29 protein-coding genes and 1 pseudogene are annotated in these 26,813 nt (G+C 37.9%); 7 read left to right on the top strand and 23 right to left on the bottom strand.

What is annotated here, in order from left to right; translation table 11 throughout:
• Positions 1 to 9 precede the first annotated feature (9 nt).
• From O3601_RS01055 to dhaK, 8 genes are all read right to left on the bottom strand, one after another.
• Complete coding sequence (locus O3601_RS01055; RefSeq protein ID WP_371470482.1) at positions 10 to 663, bottom strand: uracil-DNA glycosylase; 654 nt, start codon at positions 661 to 663, stop codon at positions 10 to 12.
• 63 nt (positions 664 to 726) lie between these two features.
• On the bottom strand, positions 727 to 1,419 hold the full coding sequence (locus O3601_RS01050) for a YjjG family noncanonical pyrimidine nucleotidase (protein ID WP_371470481.1): 693 nt from the start codon (positions 1,417 to 1,419) through the stop codon (positions 727 to 729).
• A gap of 129 nt (positions 1,420 to 1,548) precedes the next feature.
• Positions 1,549 to 1,767, bottom strand: a complete 219-nt coding sequence (locus O3601_RS01045) for a hypothetical protein (protein ID WP_261202698.1) — start codon at positions 1,765 to 1,767, stop codon at positions 1,549 to 1,551.
• Positions 1,768 to 1,815: 48 nt separating this feature from the next.
• On the bottom strand, positions 1,816 to 2,010 hold the full coding sequence (locus O3601_RS01040; RefSeq protein WP_371470480.1) for a hypothetical protein: 195 nt from the start codon (positions 2,008 to 2,010) through the stop codon (positions 1,816 to 1,818).
• A gap of 153 nt (positions 2,011 to 2,163) precedes the next feature.
• Positions 2,164 to 2,895 carry a hypothetical protein gene (locus O3601_RS01035; protein ID WP_371470479.1) on the bottom strand — a complete coding sequence of 244 codons (732 nt, stop codon included), beginning with the start codon at positions 2,893 to 2,895 and terminating at the stop codon, positions 2,164 to 2,166.
• A 644-nt stretch (positions 2,896 to 3,539) separates the two neighbouring features.
• The gene (gene dhaM / locus O3601_RS01030; protein ID WP_050208301.1) at positions 3,540 to 3,914 is read right to left on the bottom strand and encodes a dihydroxyacetone kinase phosphoryl donor subunit DhaM; all 375 of its coding nucleotides are present in this window, start codon (positions 3,912 to 3,914) and stop codon (positions 3,540 to 3,542) included.
• The gene (dhaL, locus tag O3601_RS01025; RefSeq protein WP_371470478.1) at positions 3,914 to 4,489 is read right to left on the bottom strand and encodes a dihydroxyacetone kinase subunit DhaL; all 576 of its coding nucleotides are present in this window, start codon (positions 4,487 to 4,489) and stop codon (positions 3,914 to 3,916) included. Before dhaL ends, dhaM begins: the two co-directional genes overlap by 1 nt.
• A gap of 21 nt (positions 4,490 to 4,510) precedes the next feature.
• A complete protein-coding gene (gene dhaK / locus O3601_RS01020) occupies positions 4,511 to 5,500 on the bottom strand; it encodes a dihydroxyacetone kinase subunit DhaK (RefSeq protein WP_371470477.1) in 990 nt (329 codons plus the stop codon).
• A gap of 153 nt (positions 5,501 to 5,653) precedes the next feature.
• Between dhaK and dhaS the strand changes: the two genes are divergently transcribed.
• Complete coding sequence (gene dhaS / locus O3601_RS01015) at positions 5,654 to 6,184, top strand: dihydroxyacetone kinase transcriptional activator DhaS (protein ID WP_173217888.1); 531 nt, start codon at positions 5,654 to 5,656, stop codon at positions 6,182 to 6,184.
• Positions 6,181 to 7,170 carry a DhaKLM operon coactivator DhaQ gene (gene dhaQ / locus O3601_RS01010; RefSeq protein ID WP_371470475.1) on the top strand — a complete coding sequence of 330 codons (990 nt, stop codon included), beginning with the start codon at positions 6,181 to 6,183 and terminating at the stop codon, positions 7,168 to 7,170. Before dhaS ends, dhaQ begins: the two co-directional genes overlap by 4 nt.
• Here the strand turns inward: dhaQ and O3601_RS01005 are convergent.
• The 4 genes and pseudogenes from O3601_RS01005 to O3601_RS00990 form a co-directional block, all read right to left on the bottom strand.
• A pseudogene (locus O3601_RS01005) lies at positions 7,129 to 7,674 on the bottom strand (ClbS/DfsB family four-helix bundle protein). The gene dhaQ and the pseudogene O3601_RS01005 overlap by 42 nt on opposite strands.
• A 39-nt stretch (positions 7,675 to 7,713) precedes the next feature.
• Complete coding sequence (locus O3601_RS01000; RefSeq protein ID WP_000031476.1) at positions 7,714 to 8,208, bottom strand: YkgJ family cysteine cluster protein; 495 nt, start codon at positions 8,206 to 8,208, stop codon at positions 7,714 to 7,716.
• Between the two features lie 133 nt (positions 8,209 to 8,341).
• Entirely contained in the window at positions 8,342 to 10,075 is a 1,734-nt protein-coding gene (gene ptsP, locus O3601_RS00995) for a phosphoenolpyruvate--protein phosphotransferase (protein WP_125447745.1), read from the bottom strand.
• Between the two features lie 5 nt (positions 10,076 to 10,080).
• Entirely contained in the window at positions 10,081 to 10,344 is a 264-nt protein-coding gene (locus tag O3601_RS00990; RefSeq protein ID WP_000146947.1) for a phosphocarrier protein HPr, read from the bottom strand.
• A 350-nt stretch (positions 10,345 to 10,694) separates the two neighbouring features.
• On the opposite strand from O3601_RS00990, the gene nrdH reads away from it, so the two are divergent.
• From nrdH to O3601_RS00965, 5 genes are all read left to right on the top strand, one after another.
• Entirely contained in the window at positions 10,695 to 10,913 is a 219-nt protein-coding gene (gene nrdH / locus O3601_RS00985; RefSeq protein ID WP_000259243.1) for a glutaredoxin-like protein NrdH, read from the top strand.
• A gap of 80 nt (positions 10,914 to 10,993) precedes the next feature.
• The gene (nrdE, locus tag O3601_RS00980) at positions 10,994 to 13,153 is read left to right on the top strand and encodes a class 1b ribonucleoside-diphosphate reductase subunit alpha (protein WP_371470451.1); all 2,160 of its coding nucleotides are present in this window, start codon (positions 10,994 to 10,996) and stop codon (positions 13,151 to 13,153) included.
• Positions 13,153 to 13,935: a hypothetical protein gene (locus tag O3601_RS00975; protein ID WP_371470449.1), complete on the top strand. Its 783-nt coding sequence runs from the start codon at positions 13,153 to 13,155 to the stop codon at positions 13,933 to 13,935. Before nrdE ends, O3601_RS00975 begins: the two co-directional genes overlap by 1 nt.
• Positions 13,910 to 14,872 carry a class 1b ribonucleoside-diphosphate reductase subunit beta gene (gene nrdF, locus O3601_RS00970; protein ID WP_371470448.1) on the top strand — a complete coding sequence of 321 codons (963 nt, stop codon included), beginning with the start codon at positions 13,910 to 13,912 and terminating at the stop codon, positions 14,870 to 14,872. Before O3601_RS00975 ends, nrdF begins: the two co-directional genes overlap by 26 nt.
• Before the next feature lie 143 nt (positions 14,873 to 15,015).
• The gene (locus O3601_RS00965) at positions 15,016 to 15,783 is read left to right on the top strand and encodes a DeoR/GlpR family DNA-binding transcription regulator (protein ID WP_261055667.1); all 768 of its coding nucleotides are present in this window, start codon (positions 15,016 to 15,018) and stop codon (positions 15,781 to 15,783) included.
• A 104-nt stretch (positions 15,784 to 15,887) separates the two neighbouring features.
• Here the strand turns inward: O3601_RS00965 and O3601_RS00960 are convergent, their stop codons facing one another.
• The 11 genes from O3601_RS00960 to O3601_RS00910 form a co-directional block, all read right to left on the bottom strand.
• Positions 15,888 to 16,145 carry a DUF3884 family protein gene (locus tag O3601_RS00960; RefSeq protein WP_261097513.1) on the bottom strand — a complete coding sequence of 86 codons (258 nt, stop codon included), beginning with the start codon at positions 16,143 to 16,145 and terminating at the stop codon, positions 15,888 to 15,890.
• A gap of 42 nt (positions 16,146 to 16,187) precedes the next feature.
• Positions 16,188 to 17,594 (bottom strand): 6-phospho-beta-galactosidase, encoded by a 1,407-nt coding sequence (gene lacG / locus O3601_RS00955; protein WP_371470445.1) that lies wholly within the window; start codon positions 17,592 to 17,594, stop codon positions 16,188 to 16,190.
• Between the two features lie 337 nt (positions 17,595 to 17,931).
• Positions 17,932 to 19,623 (bottom strand): lactose-specific PTS transporter subunit EIIC, encoded by a 1,692-nt coding sequence (locus tag O3601_RS00950; protein ID WP_371470443.1) that lies wholly within the window; start codon positions 19,621 to 19,623, stop codon positions 17,932 to 17,934.
• Positions 19,623 to 19,940 (bottom strand): PTS lactose/cellobiose transporter subunit IIA, encoded by a 318-nt coding sequence (locus O3601_RS00945; protein WP_084889526.1) that lies wholly within the window; start codon positions 19,938 to 19,940, stop codon positions 19,623 to 19,625. The genes O3601_RS00950 and O3601_RS00945 overlap by 1 nt, the downstream gene beginning before the upstream one ends.
• Before the next feature lie 35 nt (positions 19,941 to 19,975).
• Positions 19,976 to 20,812: a PRD domain-containing protein gene (locus O3601_RS00940; protein WP_371470441.1), complete on the bottom strand. Its 837-nt coding sequence runs from the start codon at positions 20,810 to 20,812 to the stop codon at positions 19,976 to 19,978.
• Positions 20,813 to 21,046: 234 nt separating this feature from the next.
• Complete coding sequence (gene lacD, locus O3601_RS00935; protein WP_371470439.1) at positions 21,047 to 22,027, bottom strand: tagatose-bisphosphate aldolase; 981 nt, start codon at positions 22,025 to 22,027, stop codon at positions 21,047 to 21,049.
• A 1-nt stretch (position 22,028) separates the two neighbouring features.
• On the bottom strand, positions 22,029 to 22,958 hold the full coding sequence (locus O3601_RS00930; protein ID WP_371470438.1) for a tagatose-6-phosphate kinase: 930 nt from the start codon (positions 22,956 to 22,958) through the stop codon (positions 22,029 to 22,031).
• Between the two features lie 10 nt (positions 22,959 to 22,968).
• The gene (lacB, locus tag O3601_RS00925; protein ID WP_001216913.1) at positions 22,969 to 23,484 is read right to left on the bottom strand and encodes a galactose-6-phosphate isomerase subunit LacB; all 516 of its coding nucleotides are present in this window, start codon (positions 23,482 to 23,484) and stop codon (positions 22,969 to 22,971) included.
• Between the two features lie 30 nt (positions 23,485 to 23,514).
• Positions 23,515 to 23,940 carry a galactose-6-phosphate isomerase subunit LacA gene (gene lacA / locus O3601_RS00920; protein WP_000029277.1) on the bottom strand — a complete coding sequence of 142 codons (426 nt, stop codon included), beginning with the start codon at positions 23,938 to 23,940 and terminating at the stop codon, positions 23,515 to 23,517.
• Between the two features lie 290 nt (positions 23,941 to 24,230).
• The gene (locus tag O3601_RS00915; RefSeq protein ID WP_371470435.1) at positions 24,231 to 25,127 is read right to left on the bottom strand and encodes an aldose 1-epimerase family protein; all 897 of its coding nucleotides are present in this window, start codon (positions 25,125 to 25,127) and stop codon (positions 24,231 to 24,233) included.
• 204 nt (positions 25,128 to 25,331) lie between these two features.
• Positions 25,332 to 26,807 (bottom strand): PTS transporter subunit IIC, encoded by a 1,476-nt coding sequence (locus O3601_RS00910; RefSeq protein ID WP_371470433.1) that lies wholly within the window; start codon positions 26,805 to 26,807, stop codon positions 25,332 to 25,334.
• Positions 26,808 to 26,813: the final 6 nt, after the last annotated feature.

Raw genomic sequence — 26,813 nt, 5'->3', positions numbered from 1 at the left:
ATTTTCTCCTTATCTAAGCCAATCGATTGGCTCTTGTCCTGTCTCTTTTAAGAATGCATTGGCCTTGGAAAAAGGCTTGGAACCCCAAAATCCTCTGTAAACCGATAAAGGACTGGGATGGGCTGATTCGATAATCAAGTGATGAGGATTGGTAACTAAGGCCTTCTTCTTACGTGCATAAGCTCCCCAGAGTACAAAAACGACTGGTCTATCTAGATGATTGACCACCTGAATCACAGCATCCGTAAAAGGCTCCCATATCTGACCAGCATGACCATTGGCCTGTCCAGCAGGAACTGTCAAACAAGCATTAAGAAGCAAGACTCCTTGCTCAGCCCAAGCTGTCAAATCATGAGATTTCTTAACCCCGATATCATCTGACAATTCTTTCAAGATATTTTGCAAGGATGGCGGAGCTGGGATAGAGTCAGGTACAGAAAAACTCAAACCCTGCGCTTGACCTGGCCCGTGATAGGGATCTTGCCCTAGAATCACCACCTTAACTTCTTCAAGCGGTGTTGTCAAGAGAGCTTGAAAAACCTTTTCCTTGGGCGGATAAACAGTACCCTGAGCATAGACCTGCTCCATAAACTGATTGATTTTCCCGAAATAACCTTCAGGTAATTGCTCCTTAATCAAAGCATGCCAAGATGAGTGTTGCATAAAGCCTACTCCTTCGTATTTACTGCCTCTATTATAGCAAAAAGTGGCTATCTAAACCACTTTTTACAGTTTATCTAAACAATCCAGCAAGTCTTGATAAGAATGGACTTCGTAAGTCGGCTGGGCTTGTGTATGATTTTCGAGGTGATGAGGATTGTACCAAATCGTGTCAATCCCCGCATTATTGCCGCCTTGAATGTCGGCGGTTAGAGAATCTCCAATCATCAGGGCTTTTTCTTTATCAAATCCAGCAATCTGCTGACCGATTTTTTCATAGAAAAAAGCATCTGGCTTTTGTGTTTGCAACTGTTCAGAGATAAAGACTTGATTGAAATAAGGTGCTAGACCAGATTGAGCCAAACGCCCTGTCTGAATGGCAGTAATGCCATTTGTCGCAGCATATAGCTCATAATCACGCTCGATGAGGCTGTCCAAAAGTTCATGAGCACCCGAAATCGTTTGCCCCTGCTGAGCGAGGTAAAATTGATAATGCTGGGCTAGAAAACTACCGTCTTTTTCCTGTCCAAAGTGAGCAAATAAACGAGAAAAGCGCGTGTTAACCAGCTCTTGTTTACTGATTTTCTTTTGCTCTAAGTCCTTCCAGAGAGCCTTATTCATAGGAACATAATAGTCTTTATAAGCCTGAATATCTGCAATCCCTTCTTCTTTTAGAAGTTGCGTCAAAGCCACATCCTCAGCAGCATCAAAATCAAGCAAGGTATGGTCAAGGTCGAAGAGTAAAACTTTGTAGGGCAATTTGAGAGTTTTCCTTTCTAAGATAAACAACTTTCACTTCAGTCTGCTGTTCAATGTAAAAACTTAAAAGTAGTTTAGTATCACAAAAATAATAGTTCCAATTGGTTAACTACCCCATACTATTCTATTCTAATCAAATTTATTTTTATTATAGAAAAATCTTCTATAAATTCGAGCAGTAGTTAAAATACAAACAAATATGACGCCCAAAATAGATAATACTATTTTTACAAAACTCATTTCAGAGCCTATTACATAGATATGAAAAAGAGGGGCTAGTCCTACACATAGAGACAATAGATAACTACTAAATCTTATCTCACCAATTCCTGCAAAAAAATGTTTCATTTTAAATATCCCCATTTTACCTTTCATCTTTATAGTCCACTAACAACTCTATTGACTTCTCATTTTTTTGAATAATCTTGACAGCAAATTTACTCCACTTAATGCCACTAAAACTTCAATGGGCAAAAAATAGTAATCCCATATCAAATGAGAAATCAGCAATATTAGAAATAGTATACAGTCAATATAACTATTCTGAAAATACTCTGTAATTACATAATACAAAAACACCACAACCATCATAATACTATCATCCTGTTCTTCTCACTAACGCTATTTCCAAAATTTAATTTTTTTATGACTTAGTAACGCAATTCCAATTAGCAATACACCTAAAATAAATAAAAGTATCTCCCAAAATTTATTCTCAGTTTTAATAAAGCCACCATATCTATCTCACTTCTTGTTCTTAAATAATTCATACTCTTTTTCTCTGATAAAGGGGAGGGAAAAATTAGAAAAAATTAGTAGAATTGAAAACAGATATCCGTCTTTTTGCATTGCTAAAACATAGCCTAAAAATAAATAGACAATCAAATCTACTGCGAAAAGAGAAAATATCCTCCTTTTCATTGCCTTACTTGTCTTAAAGATTCTGTTTAATATAAACTTTATCGTAGTATCTACACAAATTTTTATCAAAAGGATAAGAGTCAGTACATGATTATCAACTGTACCATGAAGAGTAAATGGAAATATAGTTAATATAAAACTAGAAATCTCTAAATATTTTATCCAAGGAGATTGAGATATCTTACTTTTAAACTGACTGATTTTCCTATACTCACTAGCTAATCTAGTATCAAAATCTCTACCAATTCTATTAAAGATTAAGAACTCCAGGATAAAAATACTGATTAATACGATATAAGTAGAAACCTTTCCTGGGAAATATTTATTGATTAAAATCGGGAAAATCATTAACAGAATTGAGTTTATAGCCAGACAAATGGATACTATTTTATTCTTCACAGAATATAGAGGTAGCGATACTATTGAATAGAGAAACGCTAAAAAAAGAAGCAAGAAATACTCAGTGCTGCTAATTAGCGGCGCCCTTAATGATAAAAATAGATAGCCCCCCCACACGATGATATGCGCTTTACGAATTGACTCTAGATTACTCATCTACCTACTCCTAATATGTAAAGGGAGTCCATTTTTAGTTTACATTCTCTTTCAAACAAGTTATAAGCATTTCATGATATTTCCTTCTTCTGCATTAGGTAAAGTTGAAATACACTTTTTGCAAGTGAAAATATAATTATTATTTGGATAACCAAAATATCTATCCCCATCCTAGACATAAACCAATTCAGGTTAAAGATACAAATATAATGATAAGGCTTTCTTTTACTTTATACTACCATAAAACAAGGAATCTCTCAACAAAATTCATTATCAAACTACTACTCTAGGAGATTGACAGTCCAAATCTTTCAGAATAGAACACTCCTAACTATCGAATGTTCCGTTTTCATAAATATATATGCTATTCTGGGCCTAGAATCCCTATAAACTAAATGTTTTTGCACTATTCTAAACCATTGATTACCTTAAATTTTAATTTTTGAAGGATTCTAAAGCTAGAATAGTCCCATCACAATCAGTTTTGATTGATTCACAATTTAGAAACACTATAGCTTTACTCCTGTCAAAATAAAAAGGAACTGCCCAAAGCAATTCCTTTCTGATTTTGAAATTATTTACTTAAAATTTGATAGTTGAGATAATCAATAGCCCACCTATAAAAAGAGTTATAGTAAAATTCCTTATTTATTGATTTCAAGCTCCGACAACTGTGTTTGAATAACTGACAGTTCTGCACCAGCCTGAAGAAGAGCTGCTGCAGTATAGGCGCCTTCTACAATTGGAACCCTATTGATCATGATGCTTTTATCACTGAAATCAGCCACCATTTCTAAGTTCATTTTAGCAGAACCTAGGTCAAAAAAGGCTAATAAAGTATCTGCTGGATTTTCGGAAACAACCCTATCTACTTGATCAAAACTTGTTCCAATTCCTCCATCTTCGGTTCCTCCTACATAAGTAATCGGAACATCTTTAGCTACTTCACTAATCAGTTCAACAACACCTTCTGCAATATTTTTGGAATGTGAAACGATAACAAGACCAATACTTCCCATTAAACCACCCCAGTTTCTAAAAGAGCAGTAAAGAGTAATCCTGATGAGAATGATCCAGGATCAATATGTCCAAGAGAACGTTCTCCTACATAAGATGCTCTTCCTTTAGTTGCAAGTAAATTTTTGGTAGCATTCACTACCTTATCAATAACCTCTTGAGTCAATTTGTCAGCAGATAAGGCAGCAATAACAGGAGTCCAAACATCAACCATTGTCTTTTCTCCAACTTCTGCTTTCCCACGTTTGACAATCATCTCCAAACCGCTTTGTAAGATTTCCTCTATTTTCAAATTTGAATCAGCCTTGGCCATGCCCATAAAAGCAGAGCCATACAAGGGACCAGAAGCACCGCCTACCTTACTTAGTAGCTGCATTGAGACAAGTTTAAAGACATCACTGCTGGTCTCAAATTGCTTTCCTTCTAAGTTCTCCATAACTGCAGCCATGCCACGCGCCATATTTCCACCGTGGTCTCCATCTCCTATAGGAGTATCTAACTCACTAAGGTAATCTTTCTGTTCTTGAATCTTTTCATTAAAAAGCTTCATCCATTCAAGAGCTTGTTCAGCATTCATGAAACATTTCCTCCTTGAGTTTTACCAAGCTGGTGTAGTAACAGGTGCATTTAGAGCATCCAACCACTCATCATCTGCCAATCGAATCAATGTCAATGACAAGCCAGCCATATCGATTGAGGTCATATAGTTCCCAATTTTCTTAAATGCCAACTCAACACCTTTTTCATGGAGTAATTTAGACACATCATTTGCAAATACGTATTGTTCCATAAGAGGAGTGCTTCCTAAACCATTAATGAGAAGACCATAGCGTTCACCAGCTTTAAGTTGGAAACCTTCAGATAATTTTTCAACCAATTCTGAAGCTAATTGTGCTGAAGGTTGCATTTTCTCTTTTTTATATCCAGGCTCACCGTGAATACCAACTCCATATTCAAATTCATCATCTTCTAGAACAAATCCTGGTTTACCAACTTCAGGAACGGTTGCTCCAGACAAGGCCAACCCAATTGTTTTAATTTCTAAGACAAGTTTGTCAGCTAAGTCCTTCATTTCAGATAATGATTTACCAGAACGAGCCGCATCACCCAAAATTTTATGGACTAATATAGTTCCTGCAACACCACGACGCCCTTGGGTATAGAGACTATTTTCAACAGCAATATCATCATCGACTACAACACTTGCTACATCAATACCTTCCATCTCAGCAAGTTCTTGTGCAATTTCAAAGTTCATAATGTCTCCAGAATAGTTCTTGATGACCATGAATACCCCAGCACCTTCATCAGCCACTTTAATGGCTTCTAAAATTTGGTCCGGAGTAGGTGAAGTGAAGACTGCTCCACAAATGGCAGCTGACAACATTCCATCCCCTACAAATCCAGCATGACTTGGTTCATGTCCTGAGCCTCCGCCTGAAATGAGTCCAACTTTTCCTGTCTTTTCTGCCCTTCTAACGATGACATCAAAACCATCTAAGCGTTCTACCAAGTCATCATGCATAAATGACAATCCCTGCAACATTTCATCAACAACTTGTGTCGGTTCATTTATAATTTTTTTCATGAGAAACTCCTTTCGGCATCTACCTTTGTTTTCGCTTTCATTATATATTTTTTATTGCTGGCTGATAAGGGACAGATTCTATTATTTGTCCCCTTTTAAACCCGTTTAAAACATTTTTTTGGTAAAATGAAGTAAGTAAAAGAAAGGCTTCCTATGGCATCATCACTCATTACAAAAAAACGAATTGCCAAGGCATTTAGAGACCTATTAGCTACTAGAGAATTTGATAAAATCTCTATTGTAGATATCATGGAATCAGCTGGCATTCGCAGACAGACCTTTTATAATCACTTTCTTGACAAATATGAACTGCTAGACTGGATATTTGAAAATGACTTAACCGAGTATATCACCAATAACTTGGACTTCATTTCAGGCCAAAAACTATTACAAGAACTATTTCTTTATTTCGAACAAGAGCGTGACTTTTATATTCAACTTTTTGATATTCAAGGGCAAAATAACTTCTATGACCACTTTATCAGCTACTGTCGCTTGCTTGTATCAAAAATTTTAAGAGAATACGGTCAGATTGATATCGATTCATCTGCTTATACTTGTTTTTTGTTAGACTATCATTCACATGCTCTAGCAGAAATCGTGAAGGCTTACGTCAATAAAAAAAGTCCAGTTCCACAACCAGACTTTCTAATCATGACAATTATTGGAAAGAGACCACAATGACATTTATTTCAAATCATAAACAGAAAATTATTTCAAGTTACATTTCAGCAACTGTCAGCAGTCATCCTGAATTAGAAAAACACCCTACTTTACCACTAGTCTATCAAAAAAATCACAATCCTCATCAGGTTCCAATATTGGCGGGTGGAGGTTCCGGTCACGAACCTGCGCATATTGGATATGTGGGAGAAGGCATGCTTACTGCTGCTATCTATGGCCAATTATTTACTCCTCCTACAAGAACTGAAATCTTAGAGTCCATTCGTTTTTTAAACAATGGTCACGGTGTCTTCATCATTGTAAAAAATTTCGAAGCAGACATCAAAGAATTTAGCTCGGCCATTAATACTGCTAGAAAAGAAGGAATTAAGGTCGGCTATAGTCTAGCACACGACGATATTTCTATTGAACCTCACAATAGATTTCAAATTAGAGGAAGAGGGCTTGCAGGGACTATTTTACTTCATAAAGTTCTAGGATATGCAGCTCAAAATGGTGCCAAAATAGAGCAACTAACTGATTTAGGTCATGAACTTGCTCCCGAAATCGCAACAATTGGCTTTGCAACGAAATCGGCTAGTCTCCCTCAAGCCACCCTTCCACTATTTAACTTGGAAGAAGGAAATATTTCTTATGGTATTGGTATACATGGCGAAGAAGGCTATCGTATCGTCCCATTCCAATCATCGGAAATCCTGGCAAATGAAATTATAAGTAAGTTAAGATTGCACTATCATTGGAAAAAAGGTGATCAATTTATATTGCTTGTAAATAATCTAGGCACTACCAGCAACCTAGAAATGGGTATATTTATCAATGATCTCCTTCAACTCTTAGAAATTGAAGGAATCACTATTACATTTATAAAATCAGGAACATTTATGACCAGTCTGGATATGGCAGGTATATCCGTAACTCTTTGCCCTGCGAAAAATAAACAATGGTTAGAAGCGCTCAATGCTCCAACAACAGCTTTTGCATGGTAATTTGCTAGCCCAATCATAGTGGCTTGACGTGCTACTAACAAAGTAGGAACCTAGACTTGTCCCTCCCGTCCACTTATAGATACCTTTGACAAAGAGTTCGTCATTGCTAAAAACTTCTATCAACTCTAAAACCTCTCTATGTGATTGTTCTAGGAGTCTAGTCGCTTATTCTAAAGATGTTTTCTGGTGCTTCTTCCAAAAAGCGACATTCATTTGTCCATAAGTTTTCCAATTATAAGGTTCAGGGAGAAAAGGTCTTTCGTGACCTTTTTGATTAGAATGTACCCAAGTCAAAAGTAACTGATGCCATTCATAAAGATGGATCAAGACATCCCGCAGATTTTTATCCCTTTTCCAGTGAGCTTCTTTTTTCTTTAGGTCTCTTGAAAAATCAAATGGAGTCTGTAGCTCATCTTCACTTAGTTGGGAGATGAAACGATTGAGCTTTTCATAGTTTTCCTTAGAGGCCAGCATTAGCTCCTCTTTTGCTTTCGGTCTAGGCACAGAGTTCTCCCTTCATATTATTTTTTATCCTTTAAATCTCTATAACTTATCCTTTAATTTCTCAACAAAGAGATAGGCTGCTGGACAGGTCAAGGTATTTTTAATCGTCAAATGGTTGATTTGATGGATCTTTTTACGGTCTGTATGGGGAAATTCACGACAGGCTTTTGGACGAACGTCATAGATGGAACAGAGGTTATCTCCTCCTAAAAACGGACAGGGCATGGATTTGAAAACCTTGTCTCCATCTTCATCCACCTGCAGAAATTCTGCTTCAAAGGCCGGCAATTTCATCTTAAAATACTTAGCAATACGGGTGATGTCTGCCTCTTTAAAGTCTGGCCCTAAAGTCTTACAACAGTTAGCACAGGCGGTACAATCAATCTCCGCAAAGACCTCTTGATGAATCTGCTGGGCTATCTTATCTAGATTTTTTGGTGGCTTTTTCTTTAAATTGGCTAACACTTTACGATGTTCCTTCTGCTTTTGCAAGGCTAGCTGATGGTAGTACTCAATATCAATTTCTTTAGACATGGTTTCTCTCTTATTCTATTTACTTCCCCCTATTATACCATGCCTCTGGAGCATTTAAAAGTGTACTTTATAATACTATACTTTTCCAAAATGCGTCAAAAAACCTTGCAACTAGGTTACAAGGTTGATTACATTAATCGAAGTTAACGTATTCTTTTTGAAGTTCAAGAACTTCTTCCATTGTTGAACACTCTGTAAGGGCACGGTTAGCGTACTCTTCCATCTTAGCAGTATCCAATTTCTTCATCAAGCTACGTGTACGGAGTACAGATGTTGCTGACATAGAGAACTCATCCAATCCCATTCCGACAAGAAGTGGAACAGCTTTTTGGTCACCAGCCATCTCACCACACATACCAGCCCATTTACCTTCAGCGTGAGCTGCTTTGATAACGTTGTTGATCAAGCGAAGGATTGATGGGTTATATGGTTGGTAAAGGTATGAAACTTGTTCGTTCATACGGTCTGCTGCCATTGAGTATTGGATCAAGTCGTTTGTACCAATTGACATGAAGTCTACTTCTTTTGCAAATTGGTCTGCAAGCATCGCTGCTGCAGGGATTTCAATCATGATACCAACTTGGATATCATCCGCAACTGCAACTCCTTCAGCAAGAAGGTTTGCTTTTTCTTCTTCATAAACTGCTTTGGCTGCACGGAATTCTTTCAAAAGGGCAACCATAGGGAACATGATACGCAATTGACCATGAACAGAAGCACGAAGAAGAGCACGGATTTGTGTACGGAACATTGCATCTCCAGTTTCAGAAATAGAGATACGAAGGGCACGAAATCCAAGGAATGGGTTCATTTCGTGTGGCATATCGAAGTAAGGAAGTTCCTTATCTCCACCAATATCCATTGTACGAACAACTACTGGTTTACCATTCATTCCCTCAAGAACAGCCTTGTATGCTTCATACTGCTCATCTTCAGTTGGGAAGTCTTGAGAATCCATGTACAAGAATTCTGTACGGTAAAGTCCAACAGCTTCTGCACCGTTGTTGTTAACACCTTCAACGTCTTTTGGAGTACCGATGTTAGCAGCCAACTCGAAGTGTTTACCATCAGCAGTCACTGTTTGAGCATCTTTCAAAAGTGCCCATTCAGCTTTTTGTTTAGCATAAGCTTCACCAGCTGCTTTAAATTCTGCCGCTTGTTCATCTGTTGGGTTGATAATCACTTCACCAGTAATTCCGTTAACGGCAAGAATATCACCGTCTTTCACTACTTCAGTGATGTTATTTGTTCCCAATACAGCTGCAATTTCAAGTGTACGTGCCATGATAGCTGAGTGGCTTGTACGTCCACCGATGTTGGTTACAAAAGCTTTTACAAAGTTTTTGTCCAATTGAGCTGTATCAGATGGTGTCAAGTCATGTGCAATCACGATTACTTCTTCATTGATTGAAGCTGGGTTTGGTAATTTCTTACCAAGAAGGTTTGCCAATACACGTTTTGTCACGTCGCGGATATCCGCTGCACGTTCTTGCATGTATGGGTTATCTTCCATGCCTTCAAAGATAGTGATGAACATGTCAGTCACTTCTTTAAGACCCGCTTCAGCATTGACTTTCTTAGCACGAATTGTTTCTTTAATCTGACCGATCAATTCTGGGTCAGCAAGAACCATCAAATGAGCGTCAAAAACTTGAGCTGCTTCTTCACCAAGCGTACCTACAGCTTTCTCACGGATAAGAGAAAGCTCGTTTTGAGAAGCTTCAAGAGCTACATCCAAACGAGCCTCTTCTGCGTTTGTATCTTCGACTGAAATAGTCTCGAATGACAAATCCGGTTGAACGAGTAGATATGCTTTTGCAACTGCAACACCGTCAGATGCTGCGATTCCTTTAAGCATTTCTGTCATTTTCCTTATGCCAATCCTTCTTTTTCCATTGTTTCTGAGATTGCAGCGATAGCGTCATCTGCATCTGCACCTTCAGCTGAGATAGTTACGTCAGCACCTTGGCCAACACCAAGACTCATAACACCCATGATTGATTTAAGGTTAACTGATTTACCTTTGTACTCAAGAGTGATATCTGAAGCAAATTTGCTAGCAGTTTGTACCAACAATGTTGCTGGACGTGCGTGAATACCTGTTTCTGCCACTACGTGGAAATCTTTAGAAGCCATAGTTTGACTCTCCTTTTGTTCTTTCTTTTTTGAGTTATATGTGATAACCCTTACAATTTGGTATTATACCATCTTCTAGGATTTTTTTCAAGCATTTTATGGGATTTATTCGATTTCCTTTCAGATAACTTGCTGAAAATCTTCTATCCTATATAACAAAACACAGGATATAGTTTTCCAAAAAACAACTTATAGGAGAATTATCACTATTTTTCAAAACAAACACTACATATTGTGTTTTGTTTAGTTATGTACAAAAACAGACCACTATATTTAGTTTTAAATCGTTGACAAAAATTTAATTTCTGATATACTAAGAAAGTAATCTATTTTGAAAAAGGAGTTACACAATGGTAACCGTTTATTCTAAAAACAACTGTGTCCAATGTAAGATGACCAAACGTTTCTTGGATAGTAATAACGTTGAATATAAAGAAATCAATCTCGATGAACAACCTGAGTACATCGATCAAGTTAAAGAGCTCGGTTTCAGCGCAGCTCCTGTTATCCAAACACCAACTGAAGTCTTTTCAGGTTTCCAACCAGGAAAACTGAAACAATTAGCATAATCTTAGTACATCATCCAGAAGAGACTGCTTCTAGGGCTAACTTAGAAGCCTTTCTTTTGTAATTAGATAAGGGAAATTTTATGGGATTAAAACATCTTGAGGACGTGACCTACTTCCGTCTCAATAACGAAATCAACCGTCCTGTTAATGGACAAATCATGCTTCATAAAGATAAGGAAGCCTTAGATGCCTTCTTTAAAGAAAATGTAGTTCCAAATACTATGGTTTTTGATTCAATCAAAGATAAAATCAACTACCTCATTGAACACAACTACATTGAAACAGCCTTTATCAAGAAATACCGTCCAGAGTTTTTGGAAGAGTTGCATCAATTTATCAAAGACCAAAACTTCCAATTCAAGTCTTTCATGGCAGCTTATAAATTTTACAATCAATATGCTTTGAAAACCAACGACGGTGAATATTATCTTGAAAGTATGGAAGACCGTGTCTTCTTTAACGCCCTTTATTTTGCTGATGGGAATGAAGCTATTGCCATCGATATTGCCAATGAAATCATCCACCAACGCTACCAACCTGCTACTCCTTCCTTCTTGAATGCTGGACGTGCTCGTCGTGGGGAGTTGGTATCTTGCTTCTTGATCCAAGTGACTGATGATATGAACTCTATCGGACGTTCTATCAACTCTGCCCTTCAACTGTCACGTATCGGTGGAGGTGTGGGAATTTCCCTCAGCAACCTTCGTGAGGCTGGTGCTCCTATCAAGGGCTATGAAGGAGCTGCTTCAGGTGTCGTTCCTGTTATGAAGCTTTTCGAAGACAGCTTCTCTTACTCCAACCAATTGGGGCAACGTCAAGGTGCTGGGGTTGTCTACCTCAACGTCTTCCACCCAGATATTATCGCCTTCCTTTCAACTAAGAAAGAAAACGCTGATGAAAAAGTTCGTGTTAAGACCCTTTCACTTGGTGTTGTGGTGCCCGATAAATTCTACGAACTAGCTCGTAAAAATGAAGAAATGTACCTCTTCAGCCCATACTCTGTAGAACTTGAATACGGTGTACCATTTAACTACATCGATATCACCGAAAAATACGATGAACTAGTCGCAAATCCAAATATCCGCAAGACAAAAATCAAGGCGCGTGATTTGGAAACTGAAATCTCTAAATTGCAACAAGAGTCTGGCTACCCTTATGTAGTAAACATCGATACGGCTAACCGTGCAAATCCCGTTGATGGAAAAATCATCATGAGTAACTTGTGTTCTGAGATTCTTCAAGTCCAAGAACCAAGCTTGATCAACGATGCTCAAGAATTCCTTCAAATGGGAACAGACGTTTCATGTAACCTTGGTTCAACCAACGTAGTCAACATGATGACTTCACCTGACTTTGGTCGTTCTATTCGTGCTATGGTTCGTGCCCTTACTTTCGTTACAGATAGTTCGCACATCGTAGCTGTTCCTACCATTGACCACGGAAATAGCCAAGCCCATACCTTTGGTCTTGGTGCTATGGGACTTCACAGCTACCTTGCCCAACAATTGATTGAATATGGATCGCCTGAGTCTGTTGAATTTACAAGCATCTACTTCATGCTTATGAACTACTGGACCTTGGTTGAGTCAAACAATATCGCGCGTGAACGTGGTATTACCTTCCACAACTTTGAAAAATCAGACTATGCTAACGGAAGCTACTTCGACAAGTATGTGACAGGCGAATTTGTTCCAAAATCAGAACGTGTTAAAGAACTCTTCAAAGATGTCTTTATCCCAAGTGCTGCTGACTGGGCTGAACTTCGCGACAAGGTTCAAGCAGATGGTCTTTACCACCAAAACCGCCTTGCTGTAGCACCAAATGGTTCTATCAGTTATATCAATGACGTTTCTGCCTCTATCCACCCGATTACGCAACGTATCGAAGAACGTCAAGAAAAGAAAATCGGTAAAATCTACTACCCTGCTGCTGGCTTGTCAACAGAAACCATTCCTTACTACACTTCTGCCTACGACATGGATATGCGTAAAGTGATTGATGTTTACGCTGCTGCGACTGAGCACGTGGACCAAGGACTTTCACTTACTCTCTTTATGCGTAGTGACATTCCAAAAGGACTTTACGAATGGAAGAAAGAAAACAAACAAACGACACGTGACTTATCAATCCTTCGTAACTATGCCTTTAACAAGGGTATCAAGTCTATCTACTACGTCCGTACCTTTACAGATGACGGTGGAGAAGTTGGTGCTAACCAATGTGAAAGCTGTGTGATTTAATGATTATAATATTTGCAATAATTATATATACTTTGTTTATTATTCCTTACAAAGTTACTCTTAACGAATTTAAAGAGTTGTCCCTTTCAATAAAAGAAACTTATAATTTTTTTAAAAAAAAGTTTAAAAAAGCCAACAAAGTAGGCAAAGTTGGTTATTCTATTTTGTTAATAATGATTTCTCTTTTATTGTTATTTCTAAGTTTCTTTTATATCTTATCCTCAGCATGTTACAATACTCTCAAGAAAAATGTAAATAGTTTTCATGCTAATGTATATCAATATTTTATCGTACCGTATCTAATTACCTATTATCTTGTACAGTTTATGGGAACAGATGATAGTTACGGTAAAACGTTAGGAATAATTACAGAATACTTTAAACAATTAAATGATTTATTTACTCAAAAATCTGTTATTGAATTTTATATCATCCTAATTATTATTGCTTTAATTTCGTGTTTCTTGTATTTTTATCCTAAATTTATTTTTTCAGATAAAAACACTATTGAAAAGCATTTTTGGGATCTTTTAAATCTATTTTACAACAGTAGTATGCTCACTATAATTTTTCTTGCATTTTTAGGACTTTTCTTTATATTGACAGATACGGTTACAAGTGATTTAACTCAGAAATTTAATATTAGTTTTTTTGACGTATACTCTACACTATCATTGTATTACGCTAGTTGTATTTTACTTGTTAAAATTATCTTCAACCTTAGTATAAAACCATTTATAGAATCGAGAAAGCAAAATGACGACTTACTACAAAGCCATTAACTGGAATGCCATCGAAGATGTCATCGACAAATCAACTTGGGAAAAGCTGACGGAGCAATTCTGGCTCGATACGCGTATCCCCTTGTCAAATGACCTGGACGACTGGAGAAAACTATCAAACAAAGAAAAAGACTTAGTAGGAAAAGTCTTTGGTGGTTTGACCCTTTTGGATACCATGCAATCTGAAACAGGGGTTCAGGCTCTTCGTTCAGACATCCGTACACCCCATGAGGAAGCTGTTTTCAATAACATCCAATTTATGGAATCTGTCCACGCAAAATCTTACTCATCAATCTTTTCTACCTTGAATACTAAGGCTGAGATTGAAGAAATTTTCGAATGGACCAATACCAATCCTTACCTACAAAAGAAGGCAGAGATTGTCAACGAAATCTACCTAAACGGTAGCCCACTTGAAAAGAAAGTTGCCAGTGTCTTCCTCGAAACCTTCCTCTTCTACTCTGGTTTCTTCACTCCCCTCTACTATCTTGGTAACAACAAACTAGCCAACGTTGCGGAAATCATTAAATTGATCATTCGTGATGAGTCTGTTCACGGAACCTACATCGGATATAAATTCCAACTCGGTTTCAATGAATTACCTGAAGAAGAGCAAGAAAAACTCAAAGAATGGATGTACGACCTACTCTATACTCTTTATGAAAATGAAGAAGGCTACACAGAAAGTCTCTATGATGGTGTTGGTTGGACGGAAGAAGTCAAAACCTTCCTTCGCTACAATGCTAACAAGGCACTCATGAACCTGGGGCAAGATCCACTCTTCCCAGATTCAGCTGATGATGTCAACCCAATCGTTATGAACGGTATTTCAACAGGAACATCTAACCACGACTTCTTCTCTCAAGTCGGAAATGGTTACCTCCTTGGTGAAGTTGAAGCCATGCAAGACGATGATTACAACTACGGTTTAGACTAAATTCAATTATCCCAGAACTGATAACAAATATCATGGTTTGTTTAAAACAACCATGATATTTTTGTTTTTGTTTTCTTTTGTTTTTTAAATTGATTGATTGAATACTTTATGATAAAATAGTAATAGAAATAGAGGTGATAACGATGTTAAAGCAGGAAAAACTAGATAATATTCTAGAAACGGTAAATACAAAGGGAACTATTACTGTAAAAGAAATCATGACTCGCTTGAATGTGTCAGATATGACTGCTAGACGCTACTTGCAAGAGTTGGCAGACAAGGATCTACTTGTTCGGGTTCACGGTGGAGCTGAGAAAATTCGCACAGGTTCTATTTTAAACAATGAACGTTCCAATATTGAAAAACAAAGCTTACAAATCGCAGAAAAACAAGAAATCAGCCGTTTTGCAGGCCATTTAATCGATGAAGGTGAAACCATTTTTATCGGTCCAGGGACAACCTTAGAATCTTTTGCTCGTGAACTTCCAATCGATAATATTCGTGTTGTAACAAACAGTTTACCAGTCTTTCTCATCTTAAACGAACGAAAACTAACAGATTTGATTTTAATCGGTGGAAACTATCGCTCTATCACTGGAGCCTTTGTGGGAACACTAACCTTGCAAAACTTGGCCAATCTTCAATTTTCTAAAGCCTTCGTTAGCTGTAATGGTATTAAGGACAATGCAATTGCGACCTTTAGTGAAGAGGAAGGTGAATCTCAACGCATAGCCCTCAATAATTCCAATAAAAAATACTTACTAGCTGACAATAGTAAGTTCAATAAATTTGATTTCTATACCTTCTACAATATCTCTGATATTGATACCATCGTTTCAGATTCTAAACTGAGCAAAGAAACGTTTGAACAACTTTCAAAACAAACAAAAATTATTCTTTCTAAACCATAAAACTGATAATTGATAAAATATAAAATGCGTCATATCAAGAAAATAAGAATCTTGATATGACGCATTTTTTGATGAAGATTTTTACAAAGAGTTTCCTAGATTCTTTATGATTGTTGAAACGGCATAAAATCTGAATCAAAGGAGATATTATCCCATTCTTCAGGATTGATAAAATTTAAAAACAGATTTTTAAATTCTTCCAGCTCATAATCTGAATGACAAATCCATTCTTTACCAGTCGATACATACCATTTTCCGAGACTTTTCAATTCTTCATTCGTCAAACACGGTGTTTGAGAACATTTATCAAAATTAATAATGTAAACTTTTTCATAAATAGATTGGATAAAATCTTTGAACATCTTTTTGCCTCACTAGAATTCTATATCTAATTACTCATTCTACTAGTCTATAATCTGACTTTCTGCTACTTTCTTGTACCAGTGAGCTGATTTCTTAGGATAACGTTCTTGAGTTTCAAAGTCTACATAAAAGAGACCGTAGCGTTTTTCATAACCATTTGACCATGAGAAGACATCCATTAATGACCAAATGAAGTAACCTTTTACATTAGCGCCATCTGCAATCGCATCAGACAAGACTTCCAAGTGTTGCTTCACGTAATCAATACGACCATCGTCGTAAACAGTGTTATCAACGAACTCATCTTTATAACCAAGTCCATTTTCTGTGATGTAGATTTTCTTATAGTTCGGATAATCTTTCTTCACTCGCATGATTTGATCATACAAACCTTGAGGGTAGATAATCCAATCCCAATCCGTACGTGGTACATAATCAGGAGCTACACGACGACCAACACCTTTGATTTGGTATTTAGAGCTTCCTTTCTCACCCTTACCATTGTGGATGATTTTAGTTTCTCCATCAAAGGCTTCCATCCAGTCACTCATATAGTAGTTGATTCCTAGGAAGTCGTTCAAATCTTTCGCAGCTTCTAATGCTGTAAAATCTTCCTCACGAAGATCCAAGCTACCACCATTGACTGATAAGATATGGTTGACACCTTCCATGGTTTCAGCTGAATAGCGACCTAGATAAGTTGCATCCAAGATAAATTTATTGTGAATAATATCTTCCAACTCTGCTGCACGAACATCTGCTGGATTTTTAGGATCTAAAGGATACTTGGTTGGCAGTGCGTGAACAACACCAATTTCACCTTTATAACCTTTATCTTTATATAGCTTAACTGCACGCGCATGAGACACCATCATATTGTGGTGCGATTGGAAGACTTTGGCAAGATCGTACTGAATACCTGGAGGGAATTTACCAACCAAGTATTGACCATCACCGATTGGTCCAATTTCGTTAAAGGTTGTCCAATAGTTTACTTCCGGGAATTCTTCAAAACAGAGGGCAGCGTAATCTACAAAGTGTTCGATATTTTCACGGTTTAAGAAGTCGCCATTTGAGTGGAGAGCTTCTGGTGTGTCAAAGTGATGAAGAGTTACAAAGGGCTCAACGTGACGTTTGTGGCACTCCGCAAATAGATTATGATAAAACTCAACACCTTTAGCATTTACTTGACCGTAACCAGTCGGGAAAATACGTGACCAAGCAATAGAAATTCGAATACCATTGACACCATACTCTTCTGCTAGCTTGAGGTCAACTGGATATCGATTGTAAAAATCACTGGCTGGTTCTGCAGTGTACCAGTAGTTATCTTCAAGATATTTATCCCAAGCAACTGGTCCTTTTCCATCAGTATGTGTAGCGCCTTCTGCTTGATAAGCAGCTGTTGCGCCACCGAAAATAAAGTCTTTTGGTAATGTTTTTGTCATTTTTTCACCTATTTCTTGATTTAAATAAAGTAAAAGTGAGAAGAGAGGGGTCAGTGAGCCATCCTTCTCCATCTCACTTCTAGTACCAAGTCACCGAATTGTGACATGAGGAGGTAAAAACGATATCTTTTTACCGACGAATTAACAAGGCGATTAGGAAATTCGCCATAGCGATTTTCGTAACGAGAGGAGACTGTTTCACAGTCCCTAGCCTTAATCGAATTGTGACATGAGGAGGTAAAAACGATATCTTTTTACCGACGAATTAACAAGGCGATTAGGAAATTCGCCATAGCGATTTCCGTAACAAGAGGAGACTGTTTCACAGTCCCTATCGTTAATCGAATTGAGCTTGTACGAATGCAAGAGCACCTTTTCCATCACGAGTTAATTTGATGTATTGAGCGCCTTCTGTCTTGGCAAGTTTAATACCGAGTTTATCTGTTTCTGCTTTCATGTCTTCAAAGTTTGAAGCAACTTGAGGAGCAAGTATAACCAAATCAAACTCTGGCAACATTTCACGGTGAGCACCATAGCCACCTGCTGCTGCTTTCACAGGGACATTGTATTCTGCAGCCGCCTTGTTCAAAGCATTTGCAAGGAGACCACTTGTACCTCCACCAGCACAGAGAACGAGGACATTTGTTTCTTCAGTGATTTTATTTTGTGCTGCATCGATACCCGCTTTTTCAAGAATAGCATCTGCTTTTGCAGTGTTGAAGTTTGCAGCAACTTTGTCTTTCAATTCATCATTAGATTTACCTGAACGCTCTTCTTCAAGAATTTGTTCATCATAGACCTTAAGGAATGGATAGTAAATGACTACGTCAACCACGATTAGAAGGGCAGCAAGAATGAATGATAGAACTTGGAAATTCGTACCAAGAACTAGACCTAGTGGAGCTGGAGTTGTCCATGGTAGATTAGCAGTAAATGAATTCATTCCAAGAGTTTCAATAAAGAATTTAAAGATCCAAACGTTTGCGATAGGAGCAAAGATAAATGGAATGAAGAAGATTGGGTTCAATACAAGCGGTGCACCAAACAAGATTGGTTCGTTTACACCAAAGAAGGTTGGAACTACTGAAGCACGTCCGATTGCACGGTTACGTTTTGATTTTGTTAACCACATGAACATGAAAGGAACAACTAGTGTCGCACCTGTACCACCCATGGTAACGATAAACATTTGTGTACCAGAAGTAAGAATCTTGTCTGCATGCATCCCTTGTTGGAGAAGGTTCAAGTTGACTTCAGCATTTGCATAGGTAATAGCTGCGATTGCTGGTTCAACGATAGATGGACCATGGATACCAACAAACCAGAAGAAGGCAAAGGCACCAAAGATAATGGTAATACCAAGGTATCCATCTGCTGCTGAGAAGAGTGGTGCGAAGAATTTACCGATTGATTCTGCCACACTTGCACCAACAAAATGACGTGCTAATAAGTCAAGAGCATAAAGAGAAACAACAGATAGAGTGAATGGAATCACATCTTTAAAGACTTGTGAGATATTTGGTGGAACTTCGTCAGGCATACGAATAGTGACGTTGTTCTTAACACAAACCTTATAGATTGCTACAGTAACAAAGGCAGCAAGGAAAGCTGAAAGCAAACCTTTTGTCCCCAAGAATCCAGTAGCAAGACCATTTTCGATAGGATCAGCTGCCAACATCAACAAACCAACAATTGCTGCTAACAGTGTTGACATATAGTTGATTTGATTGGTTTTCTCCATGCTACGGTTTACTGAGTCGGTCAATGACTTAGCTGTTGTACCAGCTACCAAGAGAGCCAGAATACCCATAGAATAGCTATAAGGTTTCATCAGAAAGGCTACAACTTCATCAGACCATTTAAAGCCCCATGAATTTGGTACAAAGGCAATCAAGATAAAAATACTTGAGAAGAGAATAACAGGCATACCAGCAATAAAACCATCACGAATAGCACGAAGATAGATATTACGAGATAGTTTCTCAAAGAAAGGCTTTCCTTTCTCGATAAATGCAATTAGTTTATTCATTATTTAACTCCTCTCTTGTACAGTTCAATTAAATGGTGCATCAAATCTTTTAACAAAATAGTTGTCATCAAGTGATCTTGACCATGCATCATGGTTACACTATATGCTAAGTCCTCACCAGCTGCTTCCTTGGTCAATAGACTTGTTTGAGCATGGTGAGCCTCTGCGATACAAGAACCGGCTTCCTCAACTAATCTGTCCGCTTTCGCAAAATCACCAGCTTCAGCAGCCTTTAAAGCTTCCAATAGTTTTGAACGAGCGTCGCCAGCATAGGCTACGATTTCAAAACCTAACAATGTTACTTCTTCTCTATTCATGATAGAATTCTCCTTATATAGTTTTAAATAAATTTTTATGACAATAAACGTTGGATATGTAGAACTAGATAAACTCGTTCACTTTTATACAAATCAAGACCCGTATGTTGCGTAATCACATCATAGATCTTGGAACCAATTTCGAACGCTTTTGGATAGGATTGTTTAATATGATCTTCCATATCCAGAAGTGATTGGTTATCATCTCTAGATCTGTCTAAATAATCCAAGAAATAATTCAAATGAATCATAAAACGATCATAGAAATGGTTATTCTCTTTAGTTCGTTGAATTGCATAATCCTTTAAAACTTCTTCAACATTCCTGAGAATTTCTTTCCTCTTATCAATAGACTCCACAAATTCCACTTCATTTTCACCTTCGGCATTAATGAAATGATAAGCAATCCGAATAATTTCGTCCTCAGGAAAATGATCCACTAACTTCTGACGGTAAATTGAAAATGCTTCATTTGCGATTTGAAAAGCGACAGGATACTTAGTGGAAATATCTGGCAGATTACTATCCTTGTACCTTCCTTGTGCTAGAGCTTGGTAAGAACAGTAAATATGATCTGTCAAGGTTACATAGAGATACTCTTGAATCGGATAATGATATTTCTTTGAAAGCTTATCAATGATTTCATAGGTCACTGTGATAAAATCAAGCGGAACATCTTTGAGGAGAGCCATAAAGTTTTCTCTTGACTCTTCGGTCTTCATCCGAAAGATTTTCTCAACCTGATGTTCAGCAATCAAATCCCCCTTCTTCTTTCCAAATGCAATCCCCTTACCAATTACAATCACTTCTTCTCCTTTATCATTCCTGACAAGCGAGACATTGTGATTCATTGAATTTAGAATTCGATACATGTCAACCTCCTTTTATATCTTAAAGGTATATCAGTACAAAAAATGACCACAAATGAACTAGAAAATCAGCCGATTTCTAATTCACCTGTGATCATGCCTAATATTACTTAGTAACACTCACCTTGTATTAACTTGTGATTTAAGTATAGCACAAGTAAGTTATTTTGTAAACCCTTACATGTAACTTTTTTAAAAAATTTTTTAGATTCATGTTCCTAACCTAGGAGGACTTGCTTACACGCGTTCTTTCCATGAAGTCGCTGTTGTTTGAAGAACTTTGTTGAGTTCGTCAATGTTTTCAAAACCAGTTGTGCGAAGCCATTCGCGAGCTGCTGCTTCACCATCTTTTATGTAAGCTTCAACGGATCCAGCCCATGTAGCACGGCCACAAAGAACTCCGTTAAAGTTTGCACCTGATTCATGAGCAAATACAAGAGTATCTTGGAAGAGTTTAGCTGATACACCAGCACTCAAGTAGATGTATGGCAAGTTAGTTGCTTCATCTTGGGCTTTGAAGAAGGCTGCTACTTCTTCACGTGTGTAAACCACTTCACCCTCAGCGAAGCCTTCAACATATTTAATGTTAACAGGAACTTCTACTTTCAATACATCAATGTTAAAGCGTGGGTCTGAGAAGACTTTCATAGCACCGATAACTTTGTGAGGTTTTACTTTAGCGTATTCTACAGAACCAGCGTCAGCAATTTTTTCATCGTAAGCAAGGATTTCAAGGAAGAATGGGATATCTTCAGCCACACACTCAGAACCGATACGTTCGATATAGGCTTGTTTCTCTTGGTTAAGTTCGTCTGAGCTATCTACATCATAGTAAAGCAAGAATTTAACTGCATCTGCACCTTCTTCTTTAATACGTTTTGCAGACCAAACATCCAAGCAGTCTGGCAAGCGTTTTGTGCTAGTTGTGTCATAACCTGTTTTTTCATAAGCAAGAAGAAGACCAGCTTTTTCATCAAGAGCTTTAGTTGCTGGAAGTCCATACTCAGGGTCAAGAAGCATAGATGAAGCGTATTTAGTTAATTCATCTGCTACTAAGACTTTAAGTTCTTCCATTTGAGCCACTGTTGGTTCTTCTGTTTGGTGTTGAGCCATGAGGCGTTTCAAAGCACCACGTTGGTCAAATGCAAGAGCTGAGATGATACCATTTTCATCAGAAAGTTTTTCTAAGCGTGCACGTTTTTGTTCTGTTAAAGCCATTTTATACCTCTTTTACTATTAATTGATCATATAGAGCTTGATAGTTGGCCATGTTGACATGACCACTCATTTTTTCTTGAGCATTGAGCATACCAAGGACATTTGCCTTGATGAGTAATTCTGCATCCGATTCTTTATGAAGAAGTCCTGAAGAAATTCCTGCCACAGTAGAATCTCCAGATCCGACAGGGTTGACTACCTGGATTCTAGGAATATCAACCTTGTAGAAAGTTTCACCGTGTTTGGCAAAAGCACCGTTGGCCCCAAGTGAAACGATAATCCATTCAATCCCTGCAAACAAAGGTTCTTGAAGAACTTCTTTTAATTCATCCAAATCCTCAGAAACTTCTCTTCCTAGAAGCTGAGACAATTCCTCATTATTGGGTTTGATTACTGTTGGTTTATGTGGTGATTCAAGAACCGCCTGAAGAGCCGCACCAGAGCAGTCCAAGACTACAGACTTGCCAGCTTGATTAGCAAGTTCTACCAAGCTCGCATAGTAATCAACTGGAAGACCAGCTGGCAGACTGCCTGAGATAGCTACTACTTCAACTGACTCCAATAGTTTTTTGAAATGTTCCAAAAAGTCTTGACCTTCCTGTTCCAATACTTCAGGACCTTTTTCAAGAACTTCTGTTTGGTTGTCTCCGTGAAGAATAGCGATACAGTTACGAGTTTCTCCCTGAATAGAAAAGAAATCTTTCTTAACATTATCATCAATATTTTCAACTAAAAACTCACCAAGTTTGCCACCCACTAAACCAGTAGCAAGGACAGAATCACCAAACTCTGAAAGTACTCGAGTAACATTGAGTCCTTTACCACCAGCCGTTTTGGTTACATCTACCACACGATTGACAGTATCAATCTTCAACTCATCCAAGGGATAGGAAATATCGATGGATGGGTTCATTGTGACTGTTAAAATCATAGGTCACCTCTTAGTCGTGGTATTCTCCGCGATCCCATTTTTCAAGGAATTCAGTGAAGAAGTTTGCGTCTGTTTGTTGAGCATTATGACTTTCAACGTGTTCAATTTTCGCAATCAATTTCTTGTTTTCTTCAGATGGTTTGTATTCAGCATGGATGAAAGCTTCGATGATATCACACATGAGTAATTCACCAGTAATCTTACCACCAAAACCAATAACGTTGGCATTCAATTGCTCTTTAGCATAAAGGGCTGTTGTCATATCACGAACTAAGGCAGAACGAACACCAGGAACTTTATTTACAGCGTTGTTGATACCAACACCAGTACCACAGATACATACCCCAAGATCAGCTTGACCGCTAGTTACAGCTTCCCCTACTTTTTTACCAAAGATTGGGTAGTGAGTACGTGTATGGTCATATGTACCAAAGTCAATGACTTCATATCCTTTTGATTTCAAAAATTCTGAAACCGCCATTTTTTCATCTGTTACGATGTGGTCACATCCAATTGCAATTCTCATTTTTAACTTACCTTTCTTACTATAATCTAATTAGCACATTTTGTTCAACATGTCGACACGAATTTGGTGACGTCCACCATCGTATTTACCGTTAACAAATCCTTTAGCGATGTTTTTAGCCAATTCATCACCAACAAGTTGTGCACCCATAGTGATCATACGTGAGTTGTTGTGGCCACGAGTCATATAAGCTGAACGTTCGTCAGAAACTTCTGCAGCAACCATTCCTTTGATTTTAGTTGCAACCATGAATGGACCAGCACCATAAGCATCAATCACGATACCAAGGTTTTGTTCTTCTTTGTTTACTTCTGCAGCAACAGCAAGAGTCACATCAACAAAGTCTTGACCTTCAGCTGTAACATCCACAACGTGGAAGTTTTCTTTTTCCAAGAAGTCTTTCACAACTTCTTTCAATCTCAAACCTGCAGCATCTGCACCGATAACAATAGACATATTGTATACTCCTTTTTATTTTTCTAGGCTAGTAAAACCTTTTATAGTTAGCAGTTTACCTACAAAAGCTTTCTAGCAGTTTATTGACAAATTGGATTGAATGAGATGAATGACACCTTATTCAAGTTTAGGAAACCAGTTTCCTAGAAATAATCTTTCTCCACGCAAGAGAATATAACAAGTGATTATTTGTTTGTTGCAAACATCATTTGTTGCTTACAAACATAATATACTCCTATTTCCTGAAAAAGTCAACAGTTAGTGTTTGTTTTTGTGTTTTATTTTTTAATCTAAAAAATTTCGATGTCAAAACCAATTTGATCCACTTGTCCAGGTTCTAGGAGACGAACATTCTTCTTATCTTCTAGATGATCTCCTTCTTCAAGAGATGTTGACAAGCCAGACCATGGTTCAAAGGCAATGAAAGGACCTTTATTCAAGGTTGACCAGATGATGAGGTTTGGAAACTCTGTAAAGTGCACTTTCAATCCCTTATCATGTTTACGAGAACGAAGGGCAATTGTTCTAGATTGCAATTCATCTAAGGTAACTGCATCGGTACTGAAAAGATCATAGCTGAGGTCTAATTCTTTTTGCTCCTCTAGCCATGGACTTCTATCTTGAAAATCCAGCATACCCGTTTCTGGGAAAGGACGTGGAACAGAGCAAGTCTCTTCTTTCTCAAACTCTAAATAGTAATCTTCATAGACCTCATCATCCAGTAGAGGACAATTAAATCCTGGATGTCCACCAATAAAGTAAGGCATGACCTTGCTAGTTTCTTTATTGAAAATCTTGTATTGAGTCCTTACTGTCTTGCCAGTAAGGATATAAGTGATTTCTAGGCGAAAATGATAAGGATAGTTTTGATAGCTATTCTCATCGTCTTCAATTGCAAAAGTTACACTCTTGTCTGTCTGTTCAACTAATTCAAATTCTTTCTTACGAACCAAACCATGACGAGGAATCTTTCCTTGGCTTTCTTGTCCCTTCTCATCTAAATAGAGTGCTGTATCCTCTCTCAATGAACCACAGATGGGGAAGAGAACAGGAGCTTGTCCACTCCAATAAGTAGAATCCCCTTGCCACAAATACTCAAGTCCCTCAGCATCTTTTATAGAAGAAAGAGCCCCACCAAAACTGTTAAATTGAACTCTTAATTGTTCTGATTTTAATTCAATCACCATTATTTTCTCCGATTTCTTGATAGTTTATAAAAAACTAGGTTGTCACTCCTAAATGGTATGACAACCTAGTTTCAACAATTTACACTCTGCGAAAATCCAATTCAAACTTCGTCAGCGTTGCCTTGCCGTACTTTAGTACAGTCTACTGCTAGCTTCCTAGTTTGCTCTTTGATTTTCATTGAGCTTACATTTTATAGGAGCGCATTATTTTGCTTTTGCTGCGTACTCTTCGTTACGTTTGATCATTTGTTTTCTATACCATGCAAAGATACCGATGTAGAATACAAGGAAGACTACAGCACCAAGGATTGCTTTGATATCACCAGTTGTAGTGTTACCAATTGTCCAACCAAGAAGTTTTTCGATTGGACCTTCAAGAGTTGAGTGAGTAATCAATTGAGTTTGGCTCACACCTTCTGGGAAGGCACCTACACCTTTAGCAAGTTCTGTTGCAAATGGCGCGATAAGTGTACCTGAAAGAAGGAAGAGTGGCAACAAGAGTGTTCCGAAGATAATCATACGGAGCAATTTACCACGTGTTACAACCAAGAGAGCTGGAGTAACACCCATAGCGATGATACCTGCAAGTGGCAAGATACCATTTCCGACGTTTGAAAGAAGCACTGCTTCAATCAACATGATTGGTGCAAGTACGTTAGCACAAGCCCAAATTTCAGCACGACCAGCGATGAATGGCCAGTCAAGACCAATGTTGAATTTACGTCCTTGAAGACGTTTAGTAGCAACGTTTGTAATACCTTGTGAAAGTGGTTCTACAGCGGCGATGAACCATGAACCGATAAGTGAGAAGAGTTCCAAAGATACACCAGCTGTCAAACCAAGAGACAACCATCCTTTGATAACAAGACGCCATTTATCTGCATCTACAACCCCTTCAATTGGATGTGGAGTTCCCATAATACCGATAACGATACCAAGGATGAAACCGATAAAGAATTTAGAACCCCAGAAACCGATTTTCTTGTTCAATTTTGCAGCGTCAAAGTCATACTTATCAAGACCTGGGAAGAATTTTTCAAAAATCTTATCCAAAACCATGATAACTGGGTTCATCATGTAGTTCATGTGAGTTGAAGTCATTGGTGATGAACTTGGAGCGTTAAGAAGGTCGTCAAATGTAGGTTTCATCAAGTCAGAGTTGATGATTTTCAACACACCAACAAGGACGATAGCTGCTGTAGCAATCAAGAGTGAAACCCCTTGGCTCACACCATTGTTGTCTGCATACCATTTAATCAAAAGACCTGTGATAGACAAGTGCCAGATATCAAAGATATCAACGTCAAGTGTATCAGTTTTCTTCATAGCTAGCATCACTATGTTGACAATCAACATGATGAGCAAGAAGTATAGTGTCCAAGCAGATCCCCAAGTGATTGTTGCAAGTGGTGCCCAACCAACGTCAGTGATACTCAATTGGATACCAGTGTTTTCAACAAATTTTGCTAGCGACGCTGAGAAAGCAGTGTTTAGCATACCGATGATAGCACCGATACCTGTAAGAGCGATGGCAAGTTTGATACCACCTTCAAGCGCTTTGGAGAATTTCACTCCAAAAAGTAGAGCCAATATTGTCAAAATGATCAACATAATGACAGGACCACCCATATCTAAGACGGGTGTAAAGACCTTTTTGATTAGGTCAAAGATTGCATCCATAACAGT

It is taken from the genome of Streptococcus sp. 20925_1_69, from assembly GCF_041432365.1.
Lineage (GTDB): Bacteria > Bacillota > Bacilli > Lactobacillales > Streptococcaceae > Streptococcus.
Note: the sequence above shows the minus strand (reverse complement) of the source record. Positions and strands in the feature narration are given on the sequence as shown.

Coding starts and splice junctions, on each gene's coding strand:
- O3601_RS01055 (WP_371470482.1), bottom strand. CDS start 663: ATGCAACACTCATCTTGGCATGCTTTGATTAAGGAGCAATTACCTGAA.
- O3601_RS01045 (WP_261202698.1), bottom strand. CDS start 1,767: ATGAAACATTTTTTTGCAGGAATTGGTGAGATAAGATTTAGTAGTTAT.
- O3601_RS01040 (WP_371470480.1), bottom strand. CDS start 2,010: ATGATGGTTGTGGTGTTTTTGTATTATGTAATTACAGAGTATTTTCAG.
- O3601_RS01035 (WP_371470479.1), bottom strand. CDS start 2,895: ATGAGTAATCTAGAGTCAATTCGTAAAGCGCATATCATCGTGTGGGGG.
- dhaM (WP_050208301.1), bottom strand. CDS start 3,914: ATGGGAAGTATTGGTCTTGTTATCGTTTCACATTCCAAAAATATTGCA.
- dhaL (WP_371470478.1), bottom strand. CDS start 4,489: ATGAATGCTGAACAAGCTCTTGAATGGATGAAGCTTTTTAATGAAAAG.
- dhaK (WP_371470477.1), bottom strand. CDS start 5,500: ATGAAAAAAATTATAAATGAACCGACACAAGTTGTTGATGAAATGTTG.
- dhaS (WP_173217888.1), top strand. CDS start 5,654: ATGGCATCATCACTCATTACAAAAAAACGAATTGCCAAGGCATTTAGA.
- dhaQ (WP_371470475.1), top strand. CDS start 6,181: ATGACATTTATTTCAAATCATAAACAGAAAATTATTTCAAGTTACATT.
- O3601_RS01000 (WP_000031476.1), bottom strand. CDS start 8,208: ATGTCTAAAGAAATTGATATTGAGTACTACCATCAGCTAGCCTTGCAA.
- ptsP (WP_125447745.1), bottom strand. CDS start 10,075: ATGACAGAAATGCTTAAAGGAATCGCAGCATCTGACGGTGTTGCAGTT.
- O3601_RS00990 (WP_000146947.1), bottom strand. CDS start 10,344: ATGGCTTCTAAAGATTTCCACGTAGTGGCAGAAACAGGTATTCACGCA.
- nrdH (WP_000259243.1), top strand. CDS start 10,695: ATGGTAACCGTTTATTCTAAAAACAACTGTGTCCAATGTAAGATGACC.
- nrdE (WP_371470451.1), top strand. CDS start 10,994: ATGGGATTAAAACATCTTGAGGACGTGACCTACTTCCGTCTCAATAAC.
- O3601_RS00975 (WP_371470449.1), top strand. CDS start 13,153: ATGATTATAATATTTGCAATAATTATATATACTTTGTTTATTATTCCT.
- nrdF (WP_371470448.1), top strand. CDS start 13,910: ATGACGACTTACTACAAAGCCATTAACTGGAATGCCATCGAAGATGTC.
- O3601_RS00965 (WP_261055667.1), top strand. CDS start 15,016: ATGTTAAAGCAGGAAAAACTAGATAATATTCTAGAAACGGTAAATACA.
- O3601_RS00960 (WP_261097513.1), bottom strand. CDS start 16,145: ATGTTCAAAGATTTTATCCAATCTATTTATGAAAAAGTTTACATTATT.
- lacG (WP_371470445.1), bottom strand. CDS start 17,594: ATGACAAAAACATTACCAAAAGACTTTATTTTCGGTGGCGCAACAGCT.
- O3601_RS00950 (WP_371470443.1), bottom strand. CDS start 19,623: ATGAATAAACTAATTGCATTTATCGAGAAAGGAAAGCCTTTCTTTGAG.
- O3601_RS00945 (WP_084889526.1), bottom strand. CDS start 19,940: ATGAATAGAGAAGAAGTAACATTGTTAGGTTTTGAAATCGTAGCCTAT.
- O3601_RS00940 (WP_371470441.1), bottom strand. CDS start 20,812: ATGTATCGAATTCTAAATTCAATGAATCACAATGTCTCGCTTGTCAGG.
- lacD (WP_371470439.1), bottom strand. CDS start 22,027: ATGGCTTTAACAGAACAAAAACGTGCACGCTTAGAAAAACTTTCTGAT.
- O3601_RS00930 (WP_371470438.1), bottom strand. CDS start 22,958: ATGATTTTAACAGTCACAATGAACCCATCCATCGATATTTCCTATCCC.
- lacB (WP_001216913.1), bottom strand. CDS start 23,484: ATGAGAATTGCAATTGGATGTGACCACATCGTAACAGATGAAAAAATG.
- lacA (WP_000029277.1), bottom strand. CDS start 23,940: ATGTCTATTGTTATCGGTGCAGATGCTGCAGGTTTGAGATTGAAAGAA.
- O3601_RS00915 (WP_371470435.1), bottom strand. CDS start 25,127: ATGGTGATTGAATTAAAATCAGAACAATTAAGAGTTCAATTTAACAGT.
- O3601_RS00910 (WP_371470433.1), bottom strand. CDS start 26,807: ATGGATGCAATCTTTGACCTAATCAAAAAGGTCTTTACACCCGTCTTA.